At 69.2% G+C, this 20,379-nt stretch carries 19 protein-coding genes and 1 riboswitch; of the genes, 11 read left to right on the forward strand and 8 right to left on the reverse strand.

Going from position 1 to position 20,379, the window contains the following annotated elements:
* The first annotated feature begins 125 nt into the window (after positions 1-125).
* Genes AC1DTW_RS13710 through AC1DTW_RS13725 form a run of 4 tightly spaced genes read left to right on the forward strand, consistent with a single transcriptional unit; the run spans position 126 to position 3,416 of the window.
* A complete protein-coding gene (locus tag AC1DTW_RS13710; RefSeq protein WP_477981703.1) occupies positions 126-1,133 on the forward strand; it encodes a D-2-hydroxyacid dehydrogenase family protein in 1,008 nt (335 codons plus the stop codon).
* Positions 1,130-2,296, forward strand: a complete 1,167-nt coding sequence (locus AC1DTW_RS13715; protein WP_477981704.1) for an MFS transporter — start codon at positions 1,130-1,132, stop codon at positions 2,294-2,296. Before AC1DTW_RS13710 ends, AC1DTW_RS13715 begins: the two co-directional genes overlap by 4 nt.
* Entirely contained in the window at positions 2,296-2,874 is a 579-nt protein-coding gene (locus tag AC1DTW_RS13720) for a chromate transporter (RefSeq protein WP_477981705.1), read from the forward strand. Before AC1DTW_RS13715 ends, AC1DTW_RS13720 begins: the two co-directional genes overlap by 1 nt.
* Complete coding sequence (locus AC1DTW_RS13725) at positions 2,871-3,416, forward strand: chromate transporter (protein ID WP_477981706.1); 546 nt, start codon at positions 2,871-2,873, stop codon at positions 3,414-3,416. The genes AC1DTW_RS13720 and AC1DTW_RS13725 overlap by 4 nt, the downstream gene beginning before the upstream one ends.
* Before the next feature lie 2 nt (positions 3,417-3,418).
* On the opposite strand, the gene AC1DTW_RS13730 is transcribed toward AC1DTW_RS13725, so the two are convergent.
* Positions 3,419-3,940, reverse strand: coding sequence for a hypothetical protein (locus tag AC1DTW_RS13730; RefSeq protein ID WP_477981707.1), 522 nt, complete (start codon positions 3,938-3,940; stop codon positions 3,419-3,421).
* A gap of 92 nt (positions 3,941-4,032) precedes the next feature.
* Between AC1DTW_RS13730 and AC1DTW_RS13735 the strand changes: the two genes are divergently transcribed.
* On the forward strand, positions 4,033-4,539 hold the full coding sequence (locus AC1DTW_RS13735) for a GNAT family N-acetyltransferase (RefSeq protein WP_477981708.1): 507 nt from the start codon (positions 4,033-4,035) through the stop codon (positions 4,537-4,539).
* Positions 4,540-4,545: 6 nt separating this feature from the next.
* Here AC1DTW_RS13735 and upp read toward each other — a convergent pair whose 3' ends face one another.
* Positions 4,546-5,172: a uracil phosphoribosyltransferase gene (upp, locus tag AC1DTW_RS13740; protein ID WP_477981709.1), complete on the reverse strand. Its 627-nt coding sequence runs from the start codon at positions 5,170-5,172 to the stop codon at positions 4,546-4,548.
* An 18-nt stretch (positions 5,173-5,190) separates the two neighbouring features.
* Positions 5,191-5,940, reverse strand: coding sequence for a 23S rRNA (guanosine(2251)-2'-O)-methyltransferase RlmB (rlmB, locus tag AC1DTW_RS13745; RefSeq protein WP_477981711.1), 750 nt, complete (start codon positions 5,938-5,940; stop codon positions 5,191-5,193).
* Positions 5,941-6,010: 70 nt separating this feature from the next.
* Between rlmB and thrH the strand changes: the two genes are divergently transcribed.
* The gene (thrH, locus tag AC1DTW_RS13750; RefSeq protein WP_477981712.1) at positions 6,011-6,625 is read left to right on the forward strand and encodes a bifunctional phosphoserine phosphatase/homoserine phosphotransferase ThrH; all 615 of its coding nucleotides are present in this window, start codon (positions 6,011-6,013) and stop codon (positions 6,623-6,625) included.
* Here the strand turns inward: thrH and AC1DTW_RS13755 are convergent, their stop codons facing one another.
* Positions 6,626-7,372 carry an acetyltransferase domain-containing protein gene (locus AC1DTW_RS13755; RefSeq protein ID WP_477981713.1) on the reverse strand — a complete coding sequence of 249 codons (747 nt, stop codon included), beginning with the start codon at positions 7,370-7,372 and terminating at the stop codon, positions 6,626-6,628. It lies immediately after the preceding gene.
* Positions 7,373-7,517: 145 nt separating this feature from the next.
* Here AC1DTW_RS13755 and AC1DTW_RS13760 point away from each other — a divergent pair, with 145 nt between their 5' ends.
* Complete coding sequence (locus tag AC1DTW_RS13760; protein WP_477981714.1) at positions 7,518-8,336, forward strand: helix-turn-helix domain-containing protein; 819 nt, start codon at positions 7,518-7,520, stop codon at positions 8,334-8,336.
* Here AC1DTW_RS13760 and purL read toward each other — a convergent pair whose 3' ends face one another.
* Positions 8,337-12,347, reverse strand: a complete 4,011-nt coding sequence (purL, locus tag AC1DTW_RS13765; RefSeq protein ID WP_477981715.1) for a phosphoribosylformylglycinamidine synthase — start codon at positions 12,345-12,347, stop codon at positions 8,337-8,339.
* A 108-nt stretch (positions 12,348-12,455) separates the two neighbouring features.
* Between purL and map the strand changes: the two genes are divergently transcribed.
* The 4 genes from map (at position 12,456) to AC1DTW_RS13785 (ending at position 17,733) form a co-directional block, all read left to right on the forward strand.
* Entirely contained in the window at positions 12,456-13,280 is an 825-nt protein-coding gene (map, locus tag AC1DTW_RS13770) for a type I methionyl aminopeptidase (RefSeq protein WP_477981716.1), read from the forward strand.
* Positions 13,281-13,291: 11 nt separating this feature from the next.
* On the forward strand, positions 13,292-15,892 hold the full coding sequence (locus AC1DTW_RS13775; RefSeq protein ID WP_477981718.1) for a [protein-PII] uridylyltransferase: 2,601 nt from the start codon (positions 13,292-13,294) through the stop codon (positions 15,890-15,892).
* 10 nt (positions 15,893-15,902) lie between these two features.
* The gene (gene mnmH, locus AC1DTW_RS13780) at positions 15,903-16,958 is read left to right on the forward strand and encodes a tRNA 2-selenouridine(34) synthase MnmH (RefSeq protein WP_477981719.1); all 1,056 of its coding nucleotides are present in this window, start codon (positions 15,903-15,905) and stop codon (positions 16,956-16,958) included.
* A 24-nt stretch (positions 16,959-16,982) separates the two neighbouring features.
* A riboswitch (yybP-ykoY riboswitch) is annotated at positions 16,983-17,148 on the forward strand.
* 15 nt (positions 17,149-17,163) lie between these two features.
* A complete protein-coding gene (locus tag AC1DTW_RS13785; protein ID WP_477981720.1) occupies positions 17,164-17,733 on the forward strand; it encodes a TMEM165/GDT1 family protein in 570 nt (189 codons plus the stop codon).
* 10 nt (positions 17,734-17,743) lie between these two features.
* Here AC1DTW_RS13785 and AC1DTW_RS13790 read toward each other — a convergent pair whose 3' ends face one another.
* From AC1DTW_RS13790 to AC1DTW_RS13800, 3 genes are all read right to left on the reverse strand, one after another.
* Positions 17,744-18,211 carry a hypothetical protein gene (locus AC1DTW_RS13790; RefSeq protein ID WP_477981721.1) on the reverse strand — a complete coding sequence of 156 codons (468 nt, stop codon included), beginning with the start codon at positions 18,209-18,211 and terminating at the stop codon, positions 17,744-17,746.
* 106 nt (positions 18,212-18,317) lie between these two features.
* Complete coding sequence (gene phbB, locus AC1DTW_RS13795; RefSeq protein ID WP_477981722.1) at positions 18,318-19,055, reverse strand: acetoacetyl-CoA reductase; 738 nt, start codon at positions 19,053-19,055, stop codon at positions 18,318-18,320.
* Positions 19,056-19,187: 132 nt separating this feature from the next.
* Positions 19,188-20,369 (reverse strand): acetyl-CoA C-acetyltransferase, encoded by a 1,182-nt coding sequence (locus AC1DTW_RS13800; protein WP_477981726.1) that lies wholly within the window; start codon positions 20,367-20,369, stop codon positions 19,188-19,190.
* Positions 20,370-20,379: the final 10 nt, after the last annotated feature.

A 20,379-nucleotide genomic window follows, 5' to 3' on the forward strand; every position in this document is an offset into this window, starting at 1 on the left:
TCTCCGGGTCATTGGGTATGCGAGCCGGCATGCTACAGGCTCGCGCTTCGGCGTGCACAATGAAGGTCGAGCCTGCGGGCAATCGCCAGGCACCCGCCGGGCAACAGCGAGCGACCCCGATCCCCGTGAACATCATCATCCTCGACGACTACCAGGACGCCGTGCGCAAACTCAAGTGCGCCAGCGTGATGGAGGCACTGAACGCGAAGGTCTTCACCAACACCGTCAAGGGCATCGGCCAGCTGTCGGTGCGCCTGCGCGATGCCGATGTGCTGGTGCTGATCCGCGAGCGCACGCAGTTCCCGAAGCAGCTGCTCGAGAAGCTGCCGAAGCTCAAGCTGATCTCGCAGACCGGCAAGGCCGGCCCGCACATCGATGTCGAGACCTGCACGCGCATGGGCATCGCGGTCGCCGAGGGTGTCGGCTCGCCGGTCGCGCCGGCCGAGCTGACCTGGGCACTGATCATGGCCTCGATGCGGCGGCTGCCGCAGTACATCGGCAACCTGAAGCACGGTGCATGGCAGCAGTCGGGGTTGAAGGCAGCGTCGATGCCGGCGAACTTCGGCCTCGGCATGGTCCTGCGCGGCCGCACGCTGGGCATCTGGGGCTACGGCAAGATCGGCCAGATGGTCGCCGGCTACGGCAAGGCCTTCGGCATGCACATCACGGTCTGGGGCAGCGAGTCGGCGCGGGCACGGGCCGAGGCCGACGGCCACGCCGCGGCAGCGAGCTGCGAAGCGTTCTTCGAGACCTGCGACGTGATCACGCTGCACCTGCGGCTGCACGACAGCACGCGCGGCGTCGTCAAGCTCGACGCGCTGTCGCGCATGAAGCCGACCGCGCTGCTCGTCAACACCTCGCGTGCCGAGCTGATCGAGGAAGGCGCGCTGGTCTCGGCGCTGAACCGCGGCCGGCCGGGCATGGCCGCGGTCGACGTGTTCGAGAGCGAACCCATCCTGCAGGGCCACCCGCTGCTGCGGCTCGAGAACGCGGTCTGCACGCCGCACATCGGTTACGTCGAGCAGGACAGCTACGAGCTGTACTTCCAGGCCGCGTTCGAGAACGTCGTGAATTTCATCAACGGCACGCCGACGAACATCCTGAATCCCGAGGCCTTGCGAGTGCTCAGATGACCGAGGCAGCGCCGCTGCGCGGCGGCATCCGCTGGGCCCTGATGTTCGGCAATTTCGTGATCGGCTGCGGCGTGATGTCGGCGGCCGGCACGCTGAACGACATGGCGCGCTCGCTGAACGTCTCGGTCGCGCTGGCCGGCCAGCTGATCGCGATCGCCGCGGCGACGATGGCCTTCGGCGCGCCGCTGCTCGCCGGCTGGGTCGCGGGGTTCGACCGGCGGCGCCTGCTCGCGATCGCGCTGCTCTGGTACGGCGCCGGCCATGCGATCAGCGCGCTGATGCCGAGCTATGCGGCACTCTGGCCGGTGCGCGCGCTGACGATGCTCGCCGCCGCGGTGTTCACGCCGCAGGCCGCCGCCGCGATCGGCTTCATGGCCGCACCGCACGAGCGCGGCCGCGCGATCACCTTCATCTTTCTCGGCTGGTCGATCGCCTCGGTGCTGGGGCTGCCGATGTCGGCCTGGATCGGCGAGACGCATGGCTGGGGCGTCGCGTTCGACGTGGTCGCCGCGCTCGCGCTCGTCGCCGCGGTCTGGGTGTTCGCGGTGATGCCGGACGGCGTGCGCCCGGCCGCGCTCTCGCTGCGGGCCTGGAAGGATGTGCTGACGAACCCGGTGCTGATGGCGATGGTGCTCGTCACGGCCCTGTCGGGCGCCGGCCAGTTCACGCTGTTCTCGTACTTCGCGCCGTACTACCGGCACACGCTCGGCGCGAGCACCGAGCAGATCACGCTGCTGCTGATGTGGTTCGGCGTGTTCGGCCTGATCGGCAATGTCGTGCTGACGCGCGTGATCGACCGCGTCGGACCGAACGTCGCGGTCGCGGTCACCCTGTCGATGATCGCGCTGTCGATGCTGGTCTGGCCGCTGGTCTCCACGCTCGTCGGCATGGCCGTGATCCTGATCCCCTGGGCGCTCGGCTGCTTCGCGTCGAACTCGACCCAGCAGGCGCGCTTGAGCATCGCCGCGCCGGCGTTCGCGCCGGCGCTGATGGCGCTGAACACCTCGGCGATCTACCTCGGCCAGGCCGCCGGCGCCTCGAGCGGCGGCTGGCTGATCGCACACGGCGGCTACGCGCCGTTGAACTGGTTCGGTCTCGCGTGGCTGCTGGCCGCGATCGCGCTGAGCCTCTGGGCCGGCCGGCGCAAGGCGGTGTTCGCCTGATGGTCGCCGCTGACGAGGCACTTGCTGCGCCGGGCTCGCTGGGCGAGTTGTTCTTCGCCTTCAATCGTCTCGCGTTGCAGGGCTTCGGCGGCGTGCTGCCGGTGGCGCAGCGCGAGTTGGTCGAGCGCAACCGCTGGCTCACGAAAGACCAGTTCGTCGAGATGCTGGCGATCAGCCAGGTGCTGCCGGGCCCGAACGTCGTGAACCTCGCGCTGATGTTCGGCGACCGCGCGTTCGGACTGCGCGGCGCGCTCGCCGCGCTCGGCGGGATGCTGCTCGCGCCGATGTTCGTCGTGCTCGCGCTGACGGCGCTGTATGCGCGTTTCGTCGAGTACCCGATGGTCACCGGCGCGCTGCGTGGCATGGGCGCGGTCGCGGCCGGCCTGGTGCTGTCGACCGGCTTCAGGCTGCTCGGCACGCTGAAGCGCAACGTGATGGGCCTGCCGATCTGCCTCGGCTTCGGCGCACTGACGCTGATCGCGACGGCGTGGCTGCGCCTGCCGCTGGTCTGGGTCATCCTCGGCCTCGGTTCGCTGGCGATCGCGGTGGCCTGGCACCGGTTGCGGCTGCGCACATGAACCACGACGCCTCCGACCTGTTCGGCCTGTTCACGCACTTCCTGATCCTGAGCCTGCTCGCGGTCGGCGGCGCGATCACGACCGTGCCCGACATGCACCGCTACATCGTCGCCGAGCACCACTGGCTGACCGATGCGCAGTTCACCGCGTCGATCGCGATTGCGCAGGCGGCGCCGGGGCCGAACGTGCTGTTCGTCGCGGTGCTCGGCTGGAACGTCGCCGGCCCGCTCGGCACGCTCGCGACGATGACCGGCATCCTGCTGCCTTCGACCGCGCTCTCGCTGTGGGCAACGCGCTGGGGCGCGCAGCGGCGCGAGACCCGTTTCGTGCGTGCCTTCACCGCCGGCCTGACGCCGCTGACGCTCGGCCTGCTGCTCGCGACCGGATGGGTGCTCGCCGAGCCGTACCTGCGCGATCCGGCGCAGCGCTGGGGCGCCCTCGCGCTGATCGTCGTCAGCATCGCGGTGATGCTGCGCACGAAGCTGAGCCCGATGTGGCTGGTCGCGCTCGGCTGCATCGCCGGCGCGCTCGGCTGGGTCTAGGTCTAGACCAGCGCGCGCTCGACGACCTCGGGCAGCGCGTGCAACTCCTCGACCACCGAGGCCGGCACGTCAGACCAATCGCTCGCCACCGCCTCGCGGTGCGCCGCCGCGACGAGCACATCGGCGCCACCGTCGACCGACGCACTGACCATCAGGCTCAGTGGCATCGCGGGCCGCGAGTCGGGCTGGTTCATCACGACCAGCGTGCCGCCGATCGATGCCGCAAGCACCAGCACCGGCGGCGAACCGGGAACCTTCGCGAGCACCGACAGGCCACGATCGCGTGCCGCCGATTCGATGCGCTGCAGCGTTTCGCTGACGTCGTAGCGGCTGTGACGCAGCAGCCGCATCGCGTGGCTGCGCTCGGTCTCCGACCAGGTTCGCAGCGGGATCATCGCGGCCATCACGACGGCGAGGCTGCCGGTCATCCAGAGGCGGAACGGCCGCGCGTCGATGGCCGGCGCGATCACGCCGGAGGACTCCTGACGCCAGCGCTGCACCAGGGGTTGGACTATGCTTTTCATGGTGCTAGGGTAGGAGCGCCACGTGACAGCGGCAAGACATATAGAGTCAAGTTTGGTAAACCGATGACGGGGTGCGCAGGACCGCGTTCGAGATGAAAAGCGTACGTCACCTGTACACCCTCACGGGCCGCGGCGGCGCCTGGCGCGCGGCCTTGCGCAGCCCGCCGGCGGCGTGCCGCGCGGTCACCGCGGCAGACGCCGACGCGCTCGCCGGGCTGCTCTACGAAGCCTATCTCGGCACGATCGACGACGAGGGCGAAACGCTCGCGCAGGCCCGGATCGAGATGCGCGGCTTCTTCGCCGGCAAGTACGGCGCGCCGCTGCTCGATGCCTGCGTGACCATCGAGCGTGACGGCCGCTCGATCGCCGCGGCGCTGATGTGCGACTGGAACGAGCGCCACCAGGTCGTCGCCGGCCCGCTCGTCGCGTACGTGATCGTGCACCCGAGCGCGCGCGGCCAGGGCCACGGCATCGCGGTGATGAACGCGGCGCTGACGCGGCTCGCCGAGGCACGCTGGGGCCGTGTCTACGCGGTGATCACCGAAGGCAACACGCCCTCCGAGACGCTGTTCGGCAAGCTCGGCTTCACGCGCTTGTAGCGCTCGTCACTTGGTCCCGAAGATCTTGTCGCCGGCGTCGCCGAGCCCGGGGATGATGTAGCCGATCTCGTTCAGGTGGCTGTCGATCGAGGCCGTCCAGCAACGCACGTCGGGGTGCGCCTTCGCGAGTGCCTCCACACCTTCGGGCGCGGCGACGAGCACGAGCGCACGGATGTCCTTGCAACCGCGCTTCTTCAGCAGGTCGACGGTCGCGATCATCGAGCCGGCGGTCGCGAGCATCGGATCGATGATCAGCGCGGTGCGCTCGTCGAGCTTGCCGACGAACTTCTCGAAGTAGTTCTCGGGCTGCAAGGTCTCGTGGTTGCGCGACAGCCCGACGACGCTGACCTTCGCGCTCGGGATCATGTCGAGCACGCCGTCGAGCATGCCCAGCCCGGCGCGCAGGATCGGCACGACCGTGACCTTCTTGCCGCTGATCCGCTGGATCTCGGCCGGGCCGCTCCAGCACTCGATCGTCGTGGTCTCGAGCGGGAAGTCGGCCGTGGCCTCGTAGGCGAGCAGCCGGGCGAGCTCGTTCGTCAGCTCGCGGAACTTCTTCGTCGAGATGTCGTTCTCGCGCAGCAGGCCGACCTTGTGCTTGACCAGCGGGTGCTTGACGTCGATGACTGGCATGGGGAACTCCGTTGGGGCTTAGACGCTCTTCGGCGCGCGCTGGCGCACCGCTTCGTACAGGCACACGCCGCTGGCGACCGAGACGTTCAGGCTCTCGACCGCGCCGGCCATCGGCAGGCGCACGAGCTCGTCGCAGGTCTTGCCCGTGAGCTGGCGCATGCCGCTGCCCTCCGCGCCGAGCACCAGCGCGACCGGGCCGGTCAGGTCGAGCTCGTAGAGCGAACGCGGCGCATCGTCCGAGGTGCCGACGATGCGGATGTCGCGCTCCTTCAGCTCGTTCAGCGTGCGCGCCAGGTTCGTCACCATGAAGTACGGCACGGTGTCGGCGGCGCCGCTCGCGACCTTCGCGACCGTCGCGTTGATGCCGACCGCGTGGTCCTTCGGCGCGATCACCGCGTGCGCGCCGGCGCCGTCGGCGACGCGCAGGCAGGCGCCGAGGTTATGCGGGTCGGTGATGCCGTCGAGCACGAGCAGCAGCGGCGGGCCCTCGACGGCGTCGAGCGTGTCGTCGAGTGAATGGCTGAGCGCGATCGCCTCGACGCGCGCCGCGACGCCCTGGTGGCGGTGCGAGCCGCTCAGCTTCTGCAGGCGATCGTCGTCGCTGTCGATCAGCTTCGCGCCGGCATCGCGTGCACGCTCGACGAACTGGCGCATGCGCTGGTCGCGCCGCGTGGTGTCGACATGAACCTCGAGCACCGACTTCGGTGCCGATTTGAGGCGGACCGTCACCGCGTGAAAACCGAACAGGACCTGCGTACCTTTTGTCATGCGCCGATGTTACGCGCGCGTCGGTCGGGTACGATCCCGCCGCCCTCACCCCGACGCGCCGGAGACCCCCATGCAAATGATCTGCCTCGACCTCGAAGGCGTGCTCGTGCCCGAGATCTGGATCGAGTTCTCGAAGCGCAGCGGCATCAAGGAGCTCGCCCGCACGACCCGCGACGAGCCCGACTACGACAAGCTGATGAACTTTCGCATCGGCCTGCTCGCGCAGCACCGGCTGAAGCTGGCCGACATCCAGGACGTGATCGCCGGCATGGGCCCGATGGAAGGCGCGAAGGACTTTCTCGACGAGCTGCGCAGCCGCTACCAGGTGCTGGTGCTCTCCGATACCTTCTACGAGTTCGCGCAGCCGCTGATGAAGCAGCTCGCGTGGCCGACCTTGCTGTGCCACAAGCTCGAGGTCGATGCCGAAGGCTTCGTGCGCCGCCACGTGCTGCGCCAGCCGGACCAGAAGCGCCACGCGGTGAACGCGCTGCGCGGGCTGAACTTCCAGGTCATCGCGGCCGGCGATTCGTACAACGACACCGGCATGCTGGGCGCGGCGCATGCCGGCTTCTTCATCCACCCGCCGGAGGCGATCGTCGCGCAGTTCCCGCAGTTCCCGGTGACGCGCAGCTATGCGCAGCTGAAGGCGGCGATCGACGGCGCCGCCGAGCGCTTGCGCGCCTGATCACGCCTTGCGCAACGCGACCAGCGCGCTCAGCAGGCCGATCAGCACCGGCTGGTGCAGCATGTAGAAGCTCAGGCTCCAGCGGCCGAGCACCGCCAGCGGCGCGAGCGGCGCGGGCAACGCGCTGGTGAGCCAGGCCCGGCGCCGCGCCAGCACCCATTGACCGGCGGCCAGGCCCCACCACGCCACGCCGAGCCAGGGCAGCAGCGGCACGTAGTCTTCGGTGATCGGCTTGTGCGTGACCAGGCCGATCCAGTCGGTCCAGCGCGTGTCGAAGAACGAGTGCTGGACGAGCTGCGGCAGCAGCACCGCCGCGAGCCCGAGCGGCCACAGCCAGCGCCCTGCCCCTGCACTCAGCCGCATCACGATCAGCAGCACCGCGATGCAATGCAGCACACCGAAGCTGATGAAGCTGCGCGGGAACATCCACATCGAACCAAGCGTGACCAGCAGCGCACACCCCGCGACCTGCGCCCAGCGCCGCCAGAAGCGCGGCCGGGCCTGGTGCTGATCGAGCGCGATCGCCTGGCCGACCCCGGCGCAGAACAAGAACAGGCTGACGATCGCGCTGCGCTGCAGCGTCCAGAACGGGTCGGCGTAGAAGTTCTGCCGCGTGAACCCGAAGTGGTTCAGGTCGAACGAGAAATGGAAGACCGCCATCCAGACGATCGCGAGCGCGCGCAGCGCGTCGAGGCGATCGAAGCGCTGGCGCGGCGTGCGGAGTTCGGGCAAGGCGGTGGCGATCATCGCGGCGGACGATAGCGCAAGCGCGGTTCGGGCCGCGTGCGCCGCGTGGCCTGTGCCACGAGCACGGCGCCGACCTGATCGGTCAATTCCGCGATGACCCGCGAGGTCATCGCGACCGGCGCAAGCCTGCGCTATCGTGCCGGCGATGAACCTGTCCACCCCTGCGCCGGTCGGCGCGCAGCTGCGCGAATGGCGCCAGCGCCGGCATCTGAGCCAGCTCGACCTGTCGGTCGACGCCGAGGTCTCGACCCGCCACCTGAGCTTCGTCGAGACCGGCCGCGCGATGCCCAGCCGCGAGATGGTGCTGCGCCTGGCAGACCGCCTCGACGTGCCCCTGCGCGAGCGCAACCGCCTGCTCACCGCCGCGGGCTTCGCACCGATGTACGCCGAGCGCGCGCTCGACGATCCGGCACTTGGCGCAGCCCGCTCGGCCGTCGAGCAGATCCTGAAGGCGCACGAACCCTATCCGGCCCTCGCGGTCGATCGCCACTGGAACCTGCTGTTCCACAACACGGCGGCCGCGGCGCTGCTGCAGCTCGGCATTGCGCCCGAGCTGCTGCGGCCCCCAGTCAACGTGCTGCGCGTGAGCCTGCACCCGCAGGGACTCGCGCCGCGCATCGTCAACCTGGCGCAATGGCGCGCGCACCTGTTCGAGCGGATGCACCACCAGATCGGCATCACCGCCGACGCGACGCTCGCCCGCCTCGCCGAGGAACTCGCCGGCTATCCGGCCCCGTCCCACGACGGCGCCGCGGCCTTCACGCCCAACCCGTCGATCGTCGTGCCACTCGTGCTCGACACGCCGCTCGGGCAGCTCTCGCTGATCAGCACGATGACGGTGTTCGGCACGCCGGTCGAGATCACGCTGTCGGAACTCGCGCTCGAGACCTTCTTTCCGGCCGATGCGGCGACGGCCGACGCACTGCGGCGGGCGGCCGATGCGCGGGCAACGGCCGGCGGCTGATCACTTCAGCCAGACCCGCGCATTCGCGAACATCCGCGTCCACGGGCTGAGCGCAGCGCGCTCGCCGGGGGTCCAGCTCATCTGCAGGTTGCGGAACACGCGCTCGGCGTGCGGCATCAGCGCCGTGAAGCGGCCATCGGGCGTCGTGACCGCGGTCAGACCGTCGGGGCTGCCGTTCGGGTTGAACGGGTACAGCTCGGTCGGGGCGCCGTGGTTGTCGACGAAGCGCAGCGCGCGCCGGACGGCCTTCGCGTCGCCGCGCTGCGAGAAGTCGGCAAAGCCCTCGCCGTGCGCAACCGCGACCGGGAGGCGGCTGCCGGCCATCCCGCTGAAGAAGATCGACGGGCTGTCCAGCACCTCGACCAGGCTCAGCCGGGCCTCGAACTGCTCGCTGCGGTTGCGCGTGAACTTCGGCCATGCGCTCGCACCGGGAATGATCGCCGACAGCGCCGCCATCATCTGGCAGCCGTTGCAGACACCGAGCGCAAAGGTGTCGTCGCGATTGAAGAACGCGGCGAACTGCTCGGCGAGCACCGGGTTGAACATCACCGAGCGGGCCCAGCCCTCGCCGGCGCCGAGCGTGTCGCCGTAGCTGAAGCCGCCACAGGCGACGAAGCCCTGGAACTGATCGAGCCGCGCACGGCCGGCCTGCAGGTCGCTCATGTGCACGTCGTAGGTCTCGAAGCCGGCGCGGTCCATCGCGTAGCTCATCTCGAGGTGGCTGTTGACGCCCTGCTCACGGAGGATCGCGAGCTTCGGCCGGGTCTTGCCGATGAACGGCGCCGCCACGTCGACACTCGGGTCGAAGCTCAGCGTCAGGTGCAGGCCCGGGTCCTCGGCCCCGCCTGCGGCCGCGTGCTCGGCGTCGGCGCAGGCCGGGTTGTCGCGCAGCCTGGCGATGCGCCAGCTGACGTCGTCCCAGGCCTGGTGCAGTTCGCGCAGCGGTGCCGCGAACACCGCCTTCGCGTCGCGCCAGACCTCGACCACGCCGCGCGTGTTCGGCTTGCCGACGAAGTGGCTGTGCTGGCTCAGGCCGAACTCGCGCAGCGTCTGCATGACATCAACGCGCGCCTCGGTCGGCACCTGGATCAGCGCGCCGAGTTCTTCGCTGAAGAGCGCGCGCAAGGTCAGCTCTTCGCGCCGCGCGCCGACCTGCGTCGCCCAGTTCTTCGAGTCGCCGTATTCGGCGCGGCTGTCGCTGATGCCGTCGCCTTCGGTGACGAGCATGTCGACGTTCAGGCTCACCCCCATGTGGCCCGCGAAGGCCATCTCGCAGGCCGCCGCCCAGAGGCCGCCGTCGCTGCGGTCGTGGTACGCGAGCAGCCGGCCCTGTTCGCGCAGCCGGTTGATCGCGGCGACCAGCGCCTTCAGCTGCGCCGGCTCGTCGAGATCGGGGATGCCGTCTTTCGCGCGGCTGCCGAACTGGCCGAGCACCTGCGCGAGCATCGAGCCGGCGAGGCGGTTTCTGCCGTTGCCGAGGTCGATCAGGATCAGCGTCGTGTCGCCGGGCTGCAGCTGCGGCGTCAGCACCGGCCGCGCGTCGTCGAGCGTCGCGAATGCGGTGACGATCAGGCTCACTGGCGCGGTGACCTGCTTGGTTTCGCCGCCCTCTTGCCAGCGCGTGCGCATCGACAGCGAATCCTTGCCGACCGGCACGCCGATGCCGAGCGCCGGGCACAACGCCATGCCGACCGCGGTCACGGTGTCGTACAGCGCCGCATCCTCGCCCGGCTCGCCGCAGGCCGCCATCCAGTTGCAGCTGAGCTTGACGCGCGACAGTTCGATCGGCGCCGCGAGCAGGTTCGTGATCGCCTCGCCGACCGCCATCCGGCCGGAGGCAGGCGCGTCGAGCGCCGCGAGCGGCGTGCGTTCGCCCAGGCTCATCGCTTCGCCGCGAAAGCCGCTGAAGTCGGCCAGCGTGACCGCGCAATCGGCGACCGGTACCTGCCACGGCCCGACCATCGGATCGCGGCTGTTCAGGCCGCCGACCGTGCGGTCGCCAATCGTGATCAGGAAGCGCTTGCTCGCGACGGTGGGGTGCCGCAGCACGTCGAACGCGACCTTCGCGAGCGCGACGTCGGTGAGGTCCAGAGCGGGCGCGTCGCGCATCACGCGCTGCACCTCGCGCAGCATCTTCGGCGGCTTGCCGAGCAGCACCTCCATCGGCATCGCGATCGACTGTTCGCCGCCGGGGCCGTCTTCCAGCACGAGCTCCTTCTCGGCGGTCGCGACGCCGACGACCGCGAACGGGCAGCGCTCGCGCTCGCACATCGCGCGGAACATCGGCAGCGCCTCGGGCGACACCGCCATCACGTAGCGCTCCTGGCTCTCGTTGCACCAGATCTCTTTCGGCGCGAGGCCGCTTTCCTCGAGCGGCACCTGGCGCAGGTCGAAGCGCGCACCGCGGCCGGCGCCGTCGACGAGCTCGGGGAACGCGTTGCTGATGCCGCCGGCGCCGACGTCGTGGATCGCGAGGATCGGGTTGCTCTCGCCGAGCGCCCAGCAGTGGTTGATGACCTCCTGCGCGCGGCGTTCGATCTCGGGGTTGCCGCGCTGCACCGAGTCGAAGTCGAGCGCTGCGGCGTTCGCGCCGGCCGCCATCGAGCTCGCGGCGCCGCCGCCCATGCCGATGCGCATGCCGGGGCCGCCGAGCTGGATCAGCAGCGTGCCGGCCGGGAACGCGATCTTGCGGGTCTGCGAGGCCGCGATCGAGCCCAGCCCGCCGGCGATCATGATCGGCTTGTGATAGCCGCGCCGCAGCGCATCGGCCCCGCTGCCGACGGTCTGCTCGAAGACGCGGAAGTAGCCGCCGAGGTTCGGGCGCCCGAACTCGTTGTTGAACGCGGCGCCGCCGAGCGGGCCGTCGATCATGATCGACAACGCGCTGGCGATGTGCTCGGGCTTGCCGCAGGGCGCCTGCTCCCAGGGCTCGTTCGTGCCGGGCAGATGCAGGTTCGAGACGCTGAAGCCGGTGATGCCGGCCTTCGGCTTCGAACCGCGGCCGGTCGCGCCTTCGTCGCGGATCTCGCCGCCGGCGCCGGTCGATGCACCCGGGAACGGCGAGATCGCGGTCGGGTGGTTGTGCGTCTCGACCTTCATCAGCACATGGACCGCCTCGGTCCGCGCCGCATACGCCGGCGCGTTCGTGTAGCCCTGCGGCAGCCAGCGCTCGATCGTGCCGCCCTCCATCACCGACGCGTTGTCGCTGTACGCGATGACGGTGTGCTGCGGGTTCTGCGCCTCGGTGTGGCGGATCATCTGGAACATCGAGTGTTCCTGCGGCACGCCGTCGATCACGAACTGCGCGTTGAAGATCTTGTGCCGGCAATGCTCGCTGTTGGCCTGCGCGAACATCATCAGCTCGACGTCGCTCGGGTTGCGCGTCAGTCCGTCGAAGGCGTCGACGAGGTAGTCGATCTCGTCGTCCGACAGCGCCAGGCCGAAGTCGGTGTTCGCGCGGACCAGCGCCTCGCGCCCGCGGCCCAGCACGTCGACGTGCTGCATCGGGATCGCCGGCTGCTCGTCGAACAGGTGCACCGCGTCTTCGCGCGCGAGCAGCACGCTTTCGGTCATGCGGTCGTGCAGCAGCGCCGCGGCGGCCTGCCGCTCGTCGGCGCTCAGCGCTTTCGCGCCGCCGAGCAGGCCGCTCTTCAGGCTCAACCGGTACTCGGTGACGCGCTCGACGCGGCGCACGCCCAGACCGCAGTTGTGCGCGATGTCGGTCGCCTTCGAAGCCCACGGCGAGACGGTGCCGAGGCGCGGCGCGACGACGATCAGCGTGCCGTCGGCGATCCCCGCGTAGGCGTCGCCATAGCGCAGCAGGCTGGTCAGCTTGTCGTGCTCGGCGCGCGCCAGTTCTGCGTCGCTCCAGACCCAGTGCACATGGCGCGCCGCGACCCCGGTGATGCGCGGGCTGACCGCCTGCAGGCGCGCCAGCAGCGACTGGGCGCGAAAATCGGACAGCGCATTGCCGCCCTCGAAGTGGGTCAGGTGCTTGGGGGTGGAGGTCACGCGGCGCAATCCGAGGAGGTGGGCGGGGTGGAAGCATGGCCGGAGCGGCCTGAGGGTCGTCCGGAGCAAGCCCATGATTTTACGGCCTCGGTGAGATAATCCCGCCCCATGACGATCACGATCAAGACCGCTGCCGACGTCGAAGGGATGCGCATCGCCGGCCGCCTCGCCTCCGAAGTGCTGGACCTGCTGACGCTGCATGTGAAGCCGGGTGTCTCCACCGAAGAACTCGACCGCCTCGCACACGAGCACATCGTGAACGTGCAGCAGGCAATCCCCGCGCCGCTGAACTATGCGCCGCCCGGCTACACGCCGTACCCGAAGTCGATCTGCACCTCGATCAACCACCAGGTCTGCCACGGCATTCCGAACGACCGGCCGCTGAAGAACGGCGACATCGTCAACATCGACGTGACCGTCATCAAGGACGGCTGGCACGGCGACACGAGCCGCATGTTCATCGTCGGCGAAGGTTCGATCGCCGCGAAGCGCCTGTGCCAGATGACGTATGAAGCGATGTGGAAGGGCATCGTCAAGGTCCGGCCCGGCGCTCACCTCGGCGACATCGGCCACACGATCCAGACCTTCGCCGAGAACAACGGCTTCTCGGTGGTGCGCGAGTTCTGCGGCCACGGCATCGGCCAGAAGTTCCACGAGGAACCGCAGGTACTGCACTACGGCCGCCCGGGCACGCTCGAAGAGCTGGTGCCGGGGATGATGTTCACGATCGAACCGATGATCAACGCCGGCAAGCGAGAAATTCGCGAGATGGGCGACGGCTGGACCATCGTCACGAAAGACCGCTCGCTGTCGGCGCAGTGGGAACACACGATCCTCGTGACCGAAACCGGCTACGAGGTGATGACCTTGTCGGCCGGCAGCCCGCCGCCGCCGGCATTCGTGACCGCCCCGCCCGCCGCTGTCACGACCTGACCGATCTAGCGATGGCTGCCGTCCTGGACCCGCCGACTGCGGTGGCACCCAGCCTGCCCGACCTGCGCGCGCGCTTTCGCGACGGCAAGGCGGCGCTGCTCCAGCGCTTTCGCGATTCGCGCCCGACGGCGCCGGCCGCGGCCAGCCTGCTGCGCGCGCTGAGCCGGCATGTCGACGAGACGCTGCTGACGCTGTGGCAACGCGCCGCGATGCCGCCCGGCACCGCGCTGCTCGCGGTCGGCGGCTATGGCCGCGGCGAGCTGTTTCCGCATTCGGATGTCGACGTGCTGGTGCTGTTGCCGCCGACGGCGACCGGCGCTGCGCTGAAGACCTCGATCGAGGCCTTCATCACCGCGTGCTGGGACATCGGCCTGGAGATCGGCTCGAGCGTGCGCAGCGTCGGCGAATGCATCGCGATCGCGAAGAGCGACGTGACGGTGCAGACCGCGCTGCTCGAGTCGCGCTACCTGTGCGGCTCGCGGCGCGTGTTCGCGAGCTTTCGCCATGCGAACACGCAGGCGATGGATCCGAAGGCTTTTCTGCGCGCGAAGACGCTCGAGATGGTGCAGCGCCATCGCAAGTTCGAGGACACGCCGTACGCGCTCGAGCCGAACTGCAAGGAAAGCCCGGGCGGTCTGCGCGACCTGCAGGTCGTGATCTGGGTCGCGCGCGCCGCGGGCCTCGGCAAGACCTGGTCCGCGCTGGCCGCGAGCGGGCTGATCACGCCGTTCGAGGTCAAGCAGCTGAACCGCAACGAAGGCCTGCTGAAGCTGATCCGCGCGCGCCTGCACATGATCGCCGGACGGCGCGAAGACCGGCTCGTGTTCGACCTGCAGACCGCCATCGCCGAGAGCTTCGGCTACCGCGGCACGCACGGCCAGCGCGCCTCCGAGGTGCTGATGAAGCGCTACTACTGGGCAGCCAAGGCGGTGACGCAGCTGAACCAGATCCTGATGCTGAACATCGAGGAACGCATCGAGGGTTCGCAGAACGCGCCGATGCGCCCGATCAACGACAAGTTCCTCGAGCGCGGCGGCATGCTCGAGGTCGCCTCGGACGACCTGTACCAGCGCGATCCGCACGCGATCCTCGAGACCTTCCTGGTGTACCAGCAGACGATCGGGCCGAAGGGCTTGTCGGCCCGCACGCTGCGCGCGCTCTACAACGCACGCGACCTGATGGACGCGAAGTTCCGCCACGACCCGGTGAACCGCGCGACCTTCATGAAGATCCTGAAGGAGCCCGAGGGCCAGACGCACGCGTTCCGGCTGATGAACCAGACCAGTGTGCTCGGGCGCTACCTGTGGGTGTTCCGGCGCATCGTCGGGCAGATGCAGCACGACCTGTTCCACGTCTACACGGTCGACCAGCACATCATCATGGTGCTGCGCAACGTGCGGCGCTTCTTCATCCCCGAGCACGCGCACGAGTACCCGTTCTGCTCGCAGCTCGCGTCGAGTTTCGACCGGCCGTGGGTGCTGTACATCGCCGCGCTGTTCCACGATGTCGCGAAGGGCCGCGGCGGCGATCACTCCGAACTCGGCGGCGTCGAGGCGCGCCGCTTCTGCCGCGACCACGGGGTTGCCGGCGACGACGCGGCGCTGATCGAGTTCCTGGTCGAGTCGCACCTGACGATGTCGCGCATCGCGCAAAAGGAAGACCTCTCCGACCCCGACGTGATCGAGAACTTCGCGAAGCTGGTGCGCGACGAACGTACGCTCACTGCGCTGTACCTGCTGACGGTGGCCGACATCCGCGGCACCAGCCCGAAGGTCTGGAACGCCTGGAAAGGCAAGCTGCTCGAAGACCTGTACCGGCTGGCCCTGCGCGCGCTCGGCGGCGCGCGCCCGAACATGGACGCCGAGGTCGAGGCGCGCAAGCTCGAGGCGCGCCAGATGCTGAACCTCGCGTCGTTGCCGCCCGGCGTGCAGCACGCGCTGTGGAACACGCTCGACCTGAGCTATTTCGCGCGCCACGATGCCGGCGACATCGCCTGGCACACGCGCTCGCTGATCGACCGTGTCGACACGCCGAAGCCGGTCGTGCAGGCGCGTGTGTCACCGCTCGGAGAAGGCCTGCAGGTGCTGGTCTACGCGCCCGACCAGCAGGATCTGTTCGCGCGCATCTGCGGCTACTTCGACGGCGCCGGCTTCAACATCCTGGACGCCAAGGTCCACACCACCCGCAGCGGCTACGCACTCGACACCTTCCAGGTCAACAGCACCAGCTACGAGACCCATTACCGCGACCTGATCCTCTTTGTCGAGAACCAGCTCGCGCTGGCGCTTGCCGAGACCGGCCCGCTGCCCGAGCCGGGGCGCGGCCGGGTCTCGCGGCGCGTCAAGTCGTTCCCGATCTCGCCGCGCGTGACCTTGCGGCCCGACGAGCGCGCGCAGCGCTGGCTGCTCGGTGTCTCGGCGAGCGACCGCTCGGGCCTGCTGTTCTCGATCGCACGCGTGCTCGCACGCCACCACATCAACCTGCAGCTCGCGAAGATCACGACGCTGGGCGAGCGGGTCGAAGACACCTTCCTGATCGACGGCCCCGGGCTGCAGCAGAACCGCATCCAGCTGCAGATCGAGACCGAGCTGCTGGACGCGCTCGCACCATGATTCCGCGCCCATGCTGCTGACGATCAGCGCCGCCGACGCGCTCGCGCGGCTGGACGAGTTCAACGCGCTGGTCGATGCCCGCTCCGAGAGCGAGTTCGCGCTCGACCGGCTGCCCGGTGCGGTCAACTGGCCTTCGCTGACCGACGCCGAGCGCATCGTCGTCGGCACCGAGTACGTGCAGGTCTCGCCGTTTCTCGCGAAGAAGCGCGGCGCGGCGCTGGTCGCGCGCAACATCGCCGGCCACATCGAGCGCGAGGTGCTCGACAAGCCGAAAGACTGGCGCCCGCTCGTCTACTGCTGGCGCGGCGGCACGCGCAGCGGTTCGCTCGCGCTCGTGCTCGATCAGATCGGCTTTCGCGTGCACCAGCTCGAAGGCGGCTACCAGGCGTACCGGCGCGCGGTGATCGCCGCGCTCGACGAGCTGCCGGCGCGCTTTCAGTACCGCGTGATCTGCGGCAGCACCGGTTCGGGCAAGAGCCGTTTGCTGCAGGTGCTGCAGGCGCAGGGCGCGCAGGTGCTCGATCTCGAAGCGCTCGCGAACCATCGCGGCTCGGTGCTCGGGCTGATGCCGGGCAGCCCCCAGCCGGGGCAGAAGCAGTTCGAGTCGCGCGTCTGGGACACGCTGCGCCGCTTCGACCCGGCACGCCCGGTCTACGTCGAAAGCGAGAGCAAGAAGGTCGGCGACCTGCGCGTGCCGCTCGCACTGATCGAGCGCATGCGCGCCGCACCGTGCATCCGCCTCGATCTGCCTCTGGAGGCGCGCGTCGCACTGCTGCTCGAGGACTATGGCCACTTCGTCACCGACACCGCGGCGTTCTGCGAGCGGCTCGATGCGCTGCGCGCGTCACGCGGCAACGAGATCGTCAACGCCTGGCAGGAGGCCGCGCGCAGCGGCCACACCCCGGACGTCGTGCGCGAACTGCTGCTGCAGCACTACGACCCGATCTACGCGCAGTCGATGAAGCGCAACTTCGGCGGCGCCTCGGCGCCGCAGGCGCAGATCGGGTGGGACGGCAGCGCCGCCGCGCTGCAGGCCGCGGCCGCCGCCGCGCTGCAGGCCGGCTGATGCAGCGGCGATAGAATCGCCACTTCACCCGTCATCGGGGAGTAGCCGCCCTGCCCCACAGGGGCTTGCGTCAACACACTTGGCCCGCGCGGCCATGGCGCAAGCAGCTGATCCAGCCTGGCAAGACCTTTGACCGCGTGGCCCCGGCACGACCGGCGGGGCCGCGAGGTCATCCGTCTGCAGCACCGGTCCTGGAGATCACCCTTTGGAAGCCTTCCTCGTCTCGACCGGCGTCGTCGCGCTCGGTGAAATGGGCGACAAGACGCAGCTGCTCGCGATGCTCCTCGCGGTGCGGTTCCGCAAGCCCCTCCCGATCGTTCTCGGCATCCTCGTCGCGACGCTGTTCAACCATGCGAGCGCCGGGCTGGTCGGCGCCTGGGTCGCCGGCGCGCTCGGGCCGGACCGGTTGCGCTGGGTCATCGGCGTGTCGTTCATCGCGATGGCGGGCTGGATGCTCGTCCCGGACAAGATCGACGCAGACGACGCCCTGCCCGCTCGCTTCGGCGTGTTCGGCACGACGCTGATCGCGTTCTTCCTCGCCGAGATGGGCGACAAGACGCAGATCGCGACGGTCGCACTCGCGGCGCGCTACCCCGATCTCGTCGCGGTCGTCGCCGGCACGACGCTGGGCATGCTGATCGCCGATGTGCCGGCGGTGTTCGTCGGCGACCGGCTCGCCAAGAAGATCCCGATGCGATGGGTCCACGGCATGGCGGCCGCGATCTTCGCGCTGTTGGGCATCGCGACCTTGTCGAACGTCGGCAAGCTCTTCTGACGATGGCCGGTCAACGCCCGCCACGCTCGACATCGGCGATCGCGCGGTGCGTCGCCGCGATCGCATCGTCGACACGGTGCACCGCCCGGTCGCGCAGGCCGCGCGCCTGCGGGTCGTCCTCTTCGTGCCGGAGATCCTCGCGAGCCTTGTTCAGAAGGCCCTCGGCACGGTGCAGGCGCCCGCGATTGTCGAGCCCGGTATCGACCGGCGGCTGCTTGTTGACGTCCTCGCCCTCACGGGCCGCTGCTTGCTTGATCTCGCCGATGGCATCGTCGATGTGCGCGATCGCCGCCTTCTCCTCGGCGTTCACGCGTGCATCGCCGGGCCGGTGCTCGATCAGCCAGCGGGCCGAGCGCAGGTCGGTCAGCGCATGGAGGTAGGAGGCGTGCTTGCCGGGATCGGCCGCAAACGCGCCGAATGGGATCAGCGCGGCGAGCAGCAGCGGCAGCAGACGCGGCTTCGTGCTTTTCATCTTCATGGGTTGCTCCTTCACGTCGTTTCGCTTGCGTCCCACCAGAACGGACGAGCGACGCCGTCAGCGTACCCATCGAGCCGAGTTGCCGTGTAAGTTTTCTTGACCGCTGTCACCCCATGTGCAGCCCGCCGTTGACCGAGAAATCGGCTCCGGTCGCGAAGCCGGATTCGTCGGATGCGACCCACGACACCATCGAGGCGATGTCGTTCGGCGTGCCCAGCCGCTTCACCGGGATGCCGGCGATGATCTTGTCGAGCACGTCCTGGCGGATCGCCTTGACCATGTCGGTCGCGATGTAGCCGGGGCTCACGGTGTTGACCGTCACGCCCTTGCTCGCGACCTCCTGCGCCAGCGCCATCGTGAAGCCGTGCATGCCGGCCTTCGCGGCCGAGTAGTTGGTCTGGCCGAACTGGCCCTTCTCGCCGTTGACCGAACTGATGTTGACGATGCGGCCCCAGTTGCGCTCGACCATGTCGTCGATGACCTGCTTGGTCACGTTGAACAGGCTCGTCAGATTCGTTTCGATCACCGCGTCCCAGTCGGCGCGGCTCATTTTGCGGAACATGCCGTCGCGCGTGATGCCGGCGTTGTTGACGAGCACGTCGATCGGGCCGTGCTCCGCCTTGACCTTCTGGAATGCCGCGACGGTCGAATCCCAGTCACCGACGTTTCCGACCGATGCATGGAAGGTGTAGCCGAGCACTGCCTGCTCGGCCAGCCACTTGGCGTGGTCGCGGCTCGGGCCACAGCCGGCGATCACCTTGAATCCGTCGCGGTGCAGGCGCTGGCACATCGTCGTGCCGATGCCGCCCATGCCGCCGGTGATGTATGCGATTTTCTGAGTCATGCTGGTTGTCCCTGTGGTTCTCGATCTCAATAGGGCCCGCCGCCCGCGGGAGCGTTGCTCCGCGAGCGGCGTTCGGGCGCATCGCGCCTTCTGATGTGAAGCGGCGCCGCGGCGCCGCCGGTTCGCGCCGGGTCAGCGCTCGACGCAGAGTGCAACGCCCATGCCACCCCCGATGCACAGCGAGGCGATGCCGCGCTTGCTGTCGCGGCGCTGCATTTCGTGCAGCAGCGTCACCAGGATGCGGCAGCCGGATGCACCGATCGGGTGACCGATCGCGATCGCGCCCCCGTTGACGTTCACCTTGCTGGTGTCCCAGCCCATCTCGTTGTTGACGGCGCAAGCTTGCGCGGCGAAGGCCTCGTTGATCTCCAGCAGATCGAGATCCTGGGCCTTCCAGCCGGCGCGGGCGAGCGCCTTCGTCGAGGCCGGCACCGGGCCCATCCCCATGATGCTCGGGTCGAGCGCGACGGTGGCATAGCTGGCGATGCGCGCCAGCGGCTTCAACCCGAGCTGTTCGGCCTTCTTGGCCGTCATCAGCACGACGCCGGCGGCGCCGTCGTTCAGGCCCGAGGCATTGCCGGCGGTCACGGTGCCGGCCTTGTCGAACGCAGGGCGCAGCCCGGCGAGCGCGTCGGCGTTGGTCTTCTTGTTGATGTACTCGTCGGCCGAGAAGACGATYGGCTCGCCCTTCTTCTGCGCGATGCTGAACGGCACGATCTCGTCCTTGAACTTGCCGGCCTCCTGCGCCGCCGCGGCCTTCTGCTGCGAGGCCAGCGCGAGCGCGTCCTGCTTCTCGCGCGTGATGTCGTAYTTCTTCGCGACGTTCTCGGCGGTGATGCCCATGTGGTACTTGTTGTAGACGTCGAACAGGCCGTCGACGATCATCGAGTCGACCAGCTTCCAGTCGCCCATGCGCATGCCGTCGCGCGAGCCCGGCAGCACGTGCGGCGCCATGCTCATGCTCTCCTGGCCGCCGGCGATGACGATCTCGGAATCGCCGTCGCGGATCGCCTGCGCGCCGAGCATCACGGCCTTCAGCCCCGAGCCGCAGACGGCGTTGATCGTCAGCGCCGGCACGCTCTGCGGCAGCCCGGCCTTGATCACGGTCTGGCGCGCCGGGTTCTGGCCCGAGCCGGCGGTCAGCACCTGGCCCAGGATCAGTTCGTTGATCTGGTCGGGGCTGAGGTTCGCGCGGCGCAGCAGGTCGGCGACGACGGCCGCGCCGAGCTCGGGCGCCGGCGTCTTGGCCAGCGTGCCGCCGAACTTGCCAACAGCAGTGCGGGCGGCGGCGACGATCACGATATCGGTGGTCATGGGATTCTCC

The organism is Rhizobacter sp. P5_A1 (assembly GCF_056400745.1).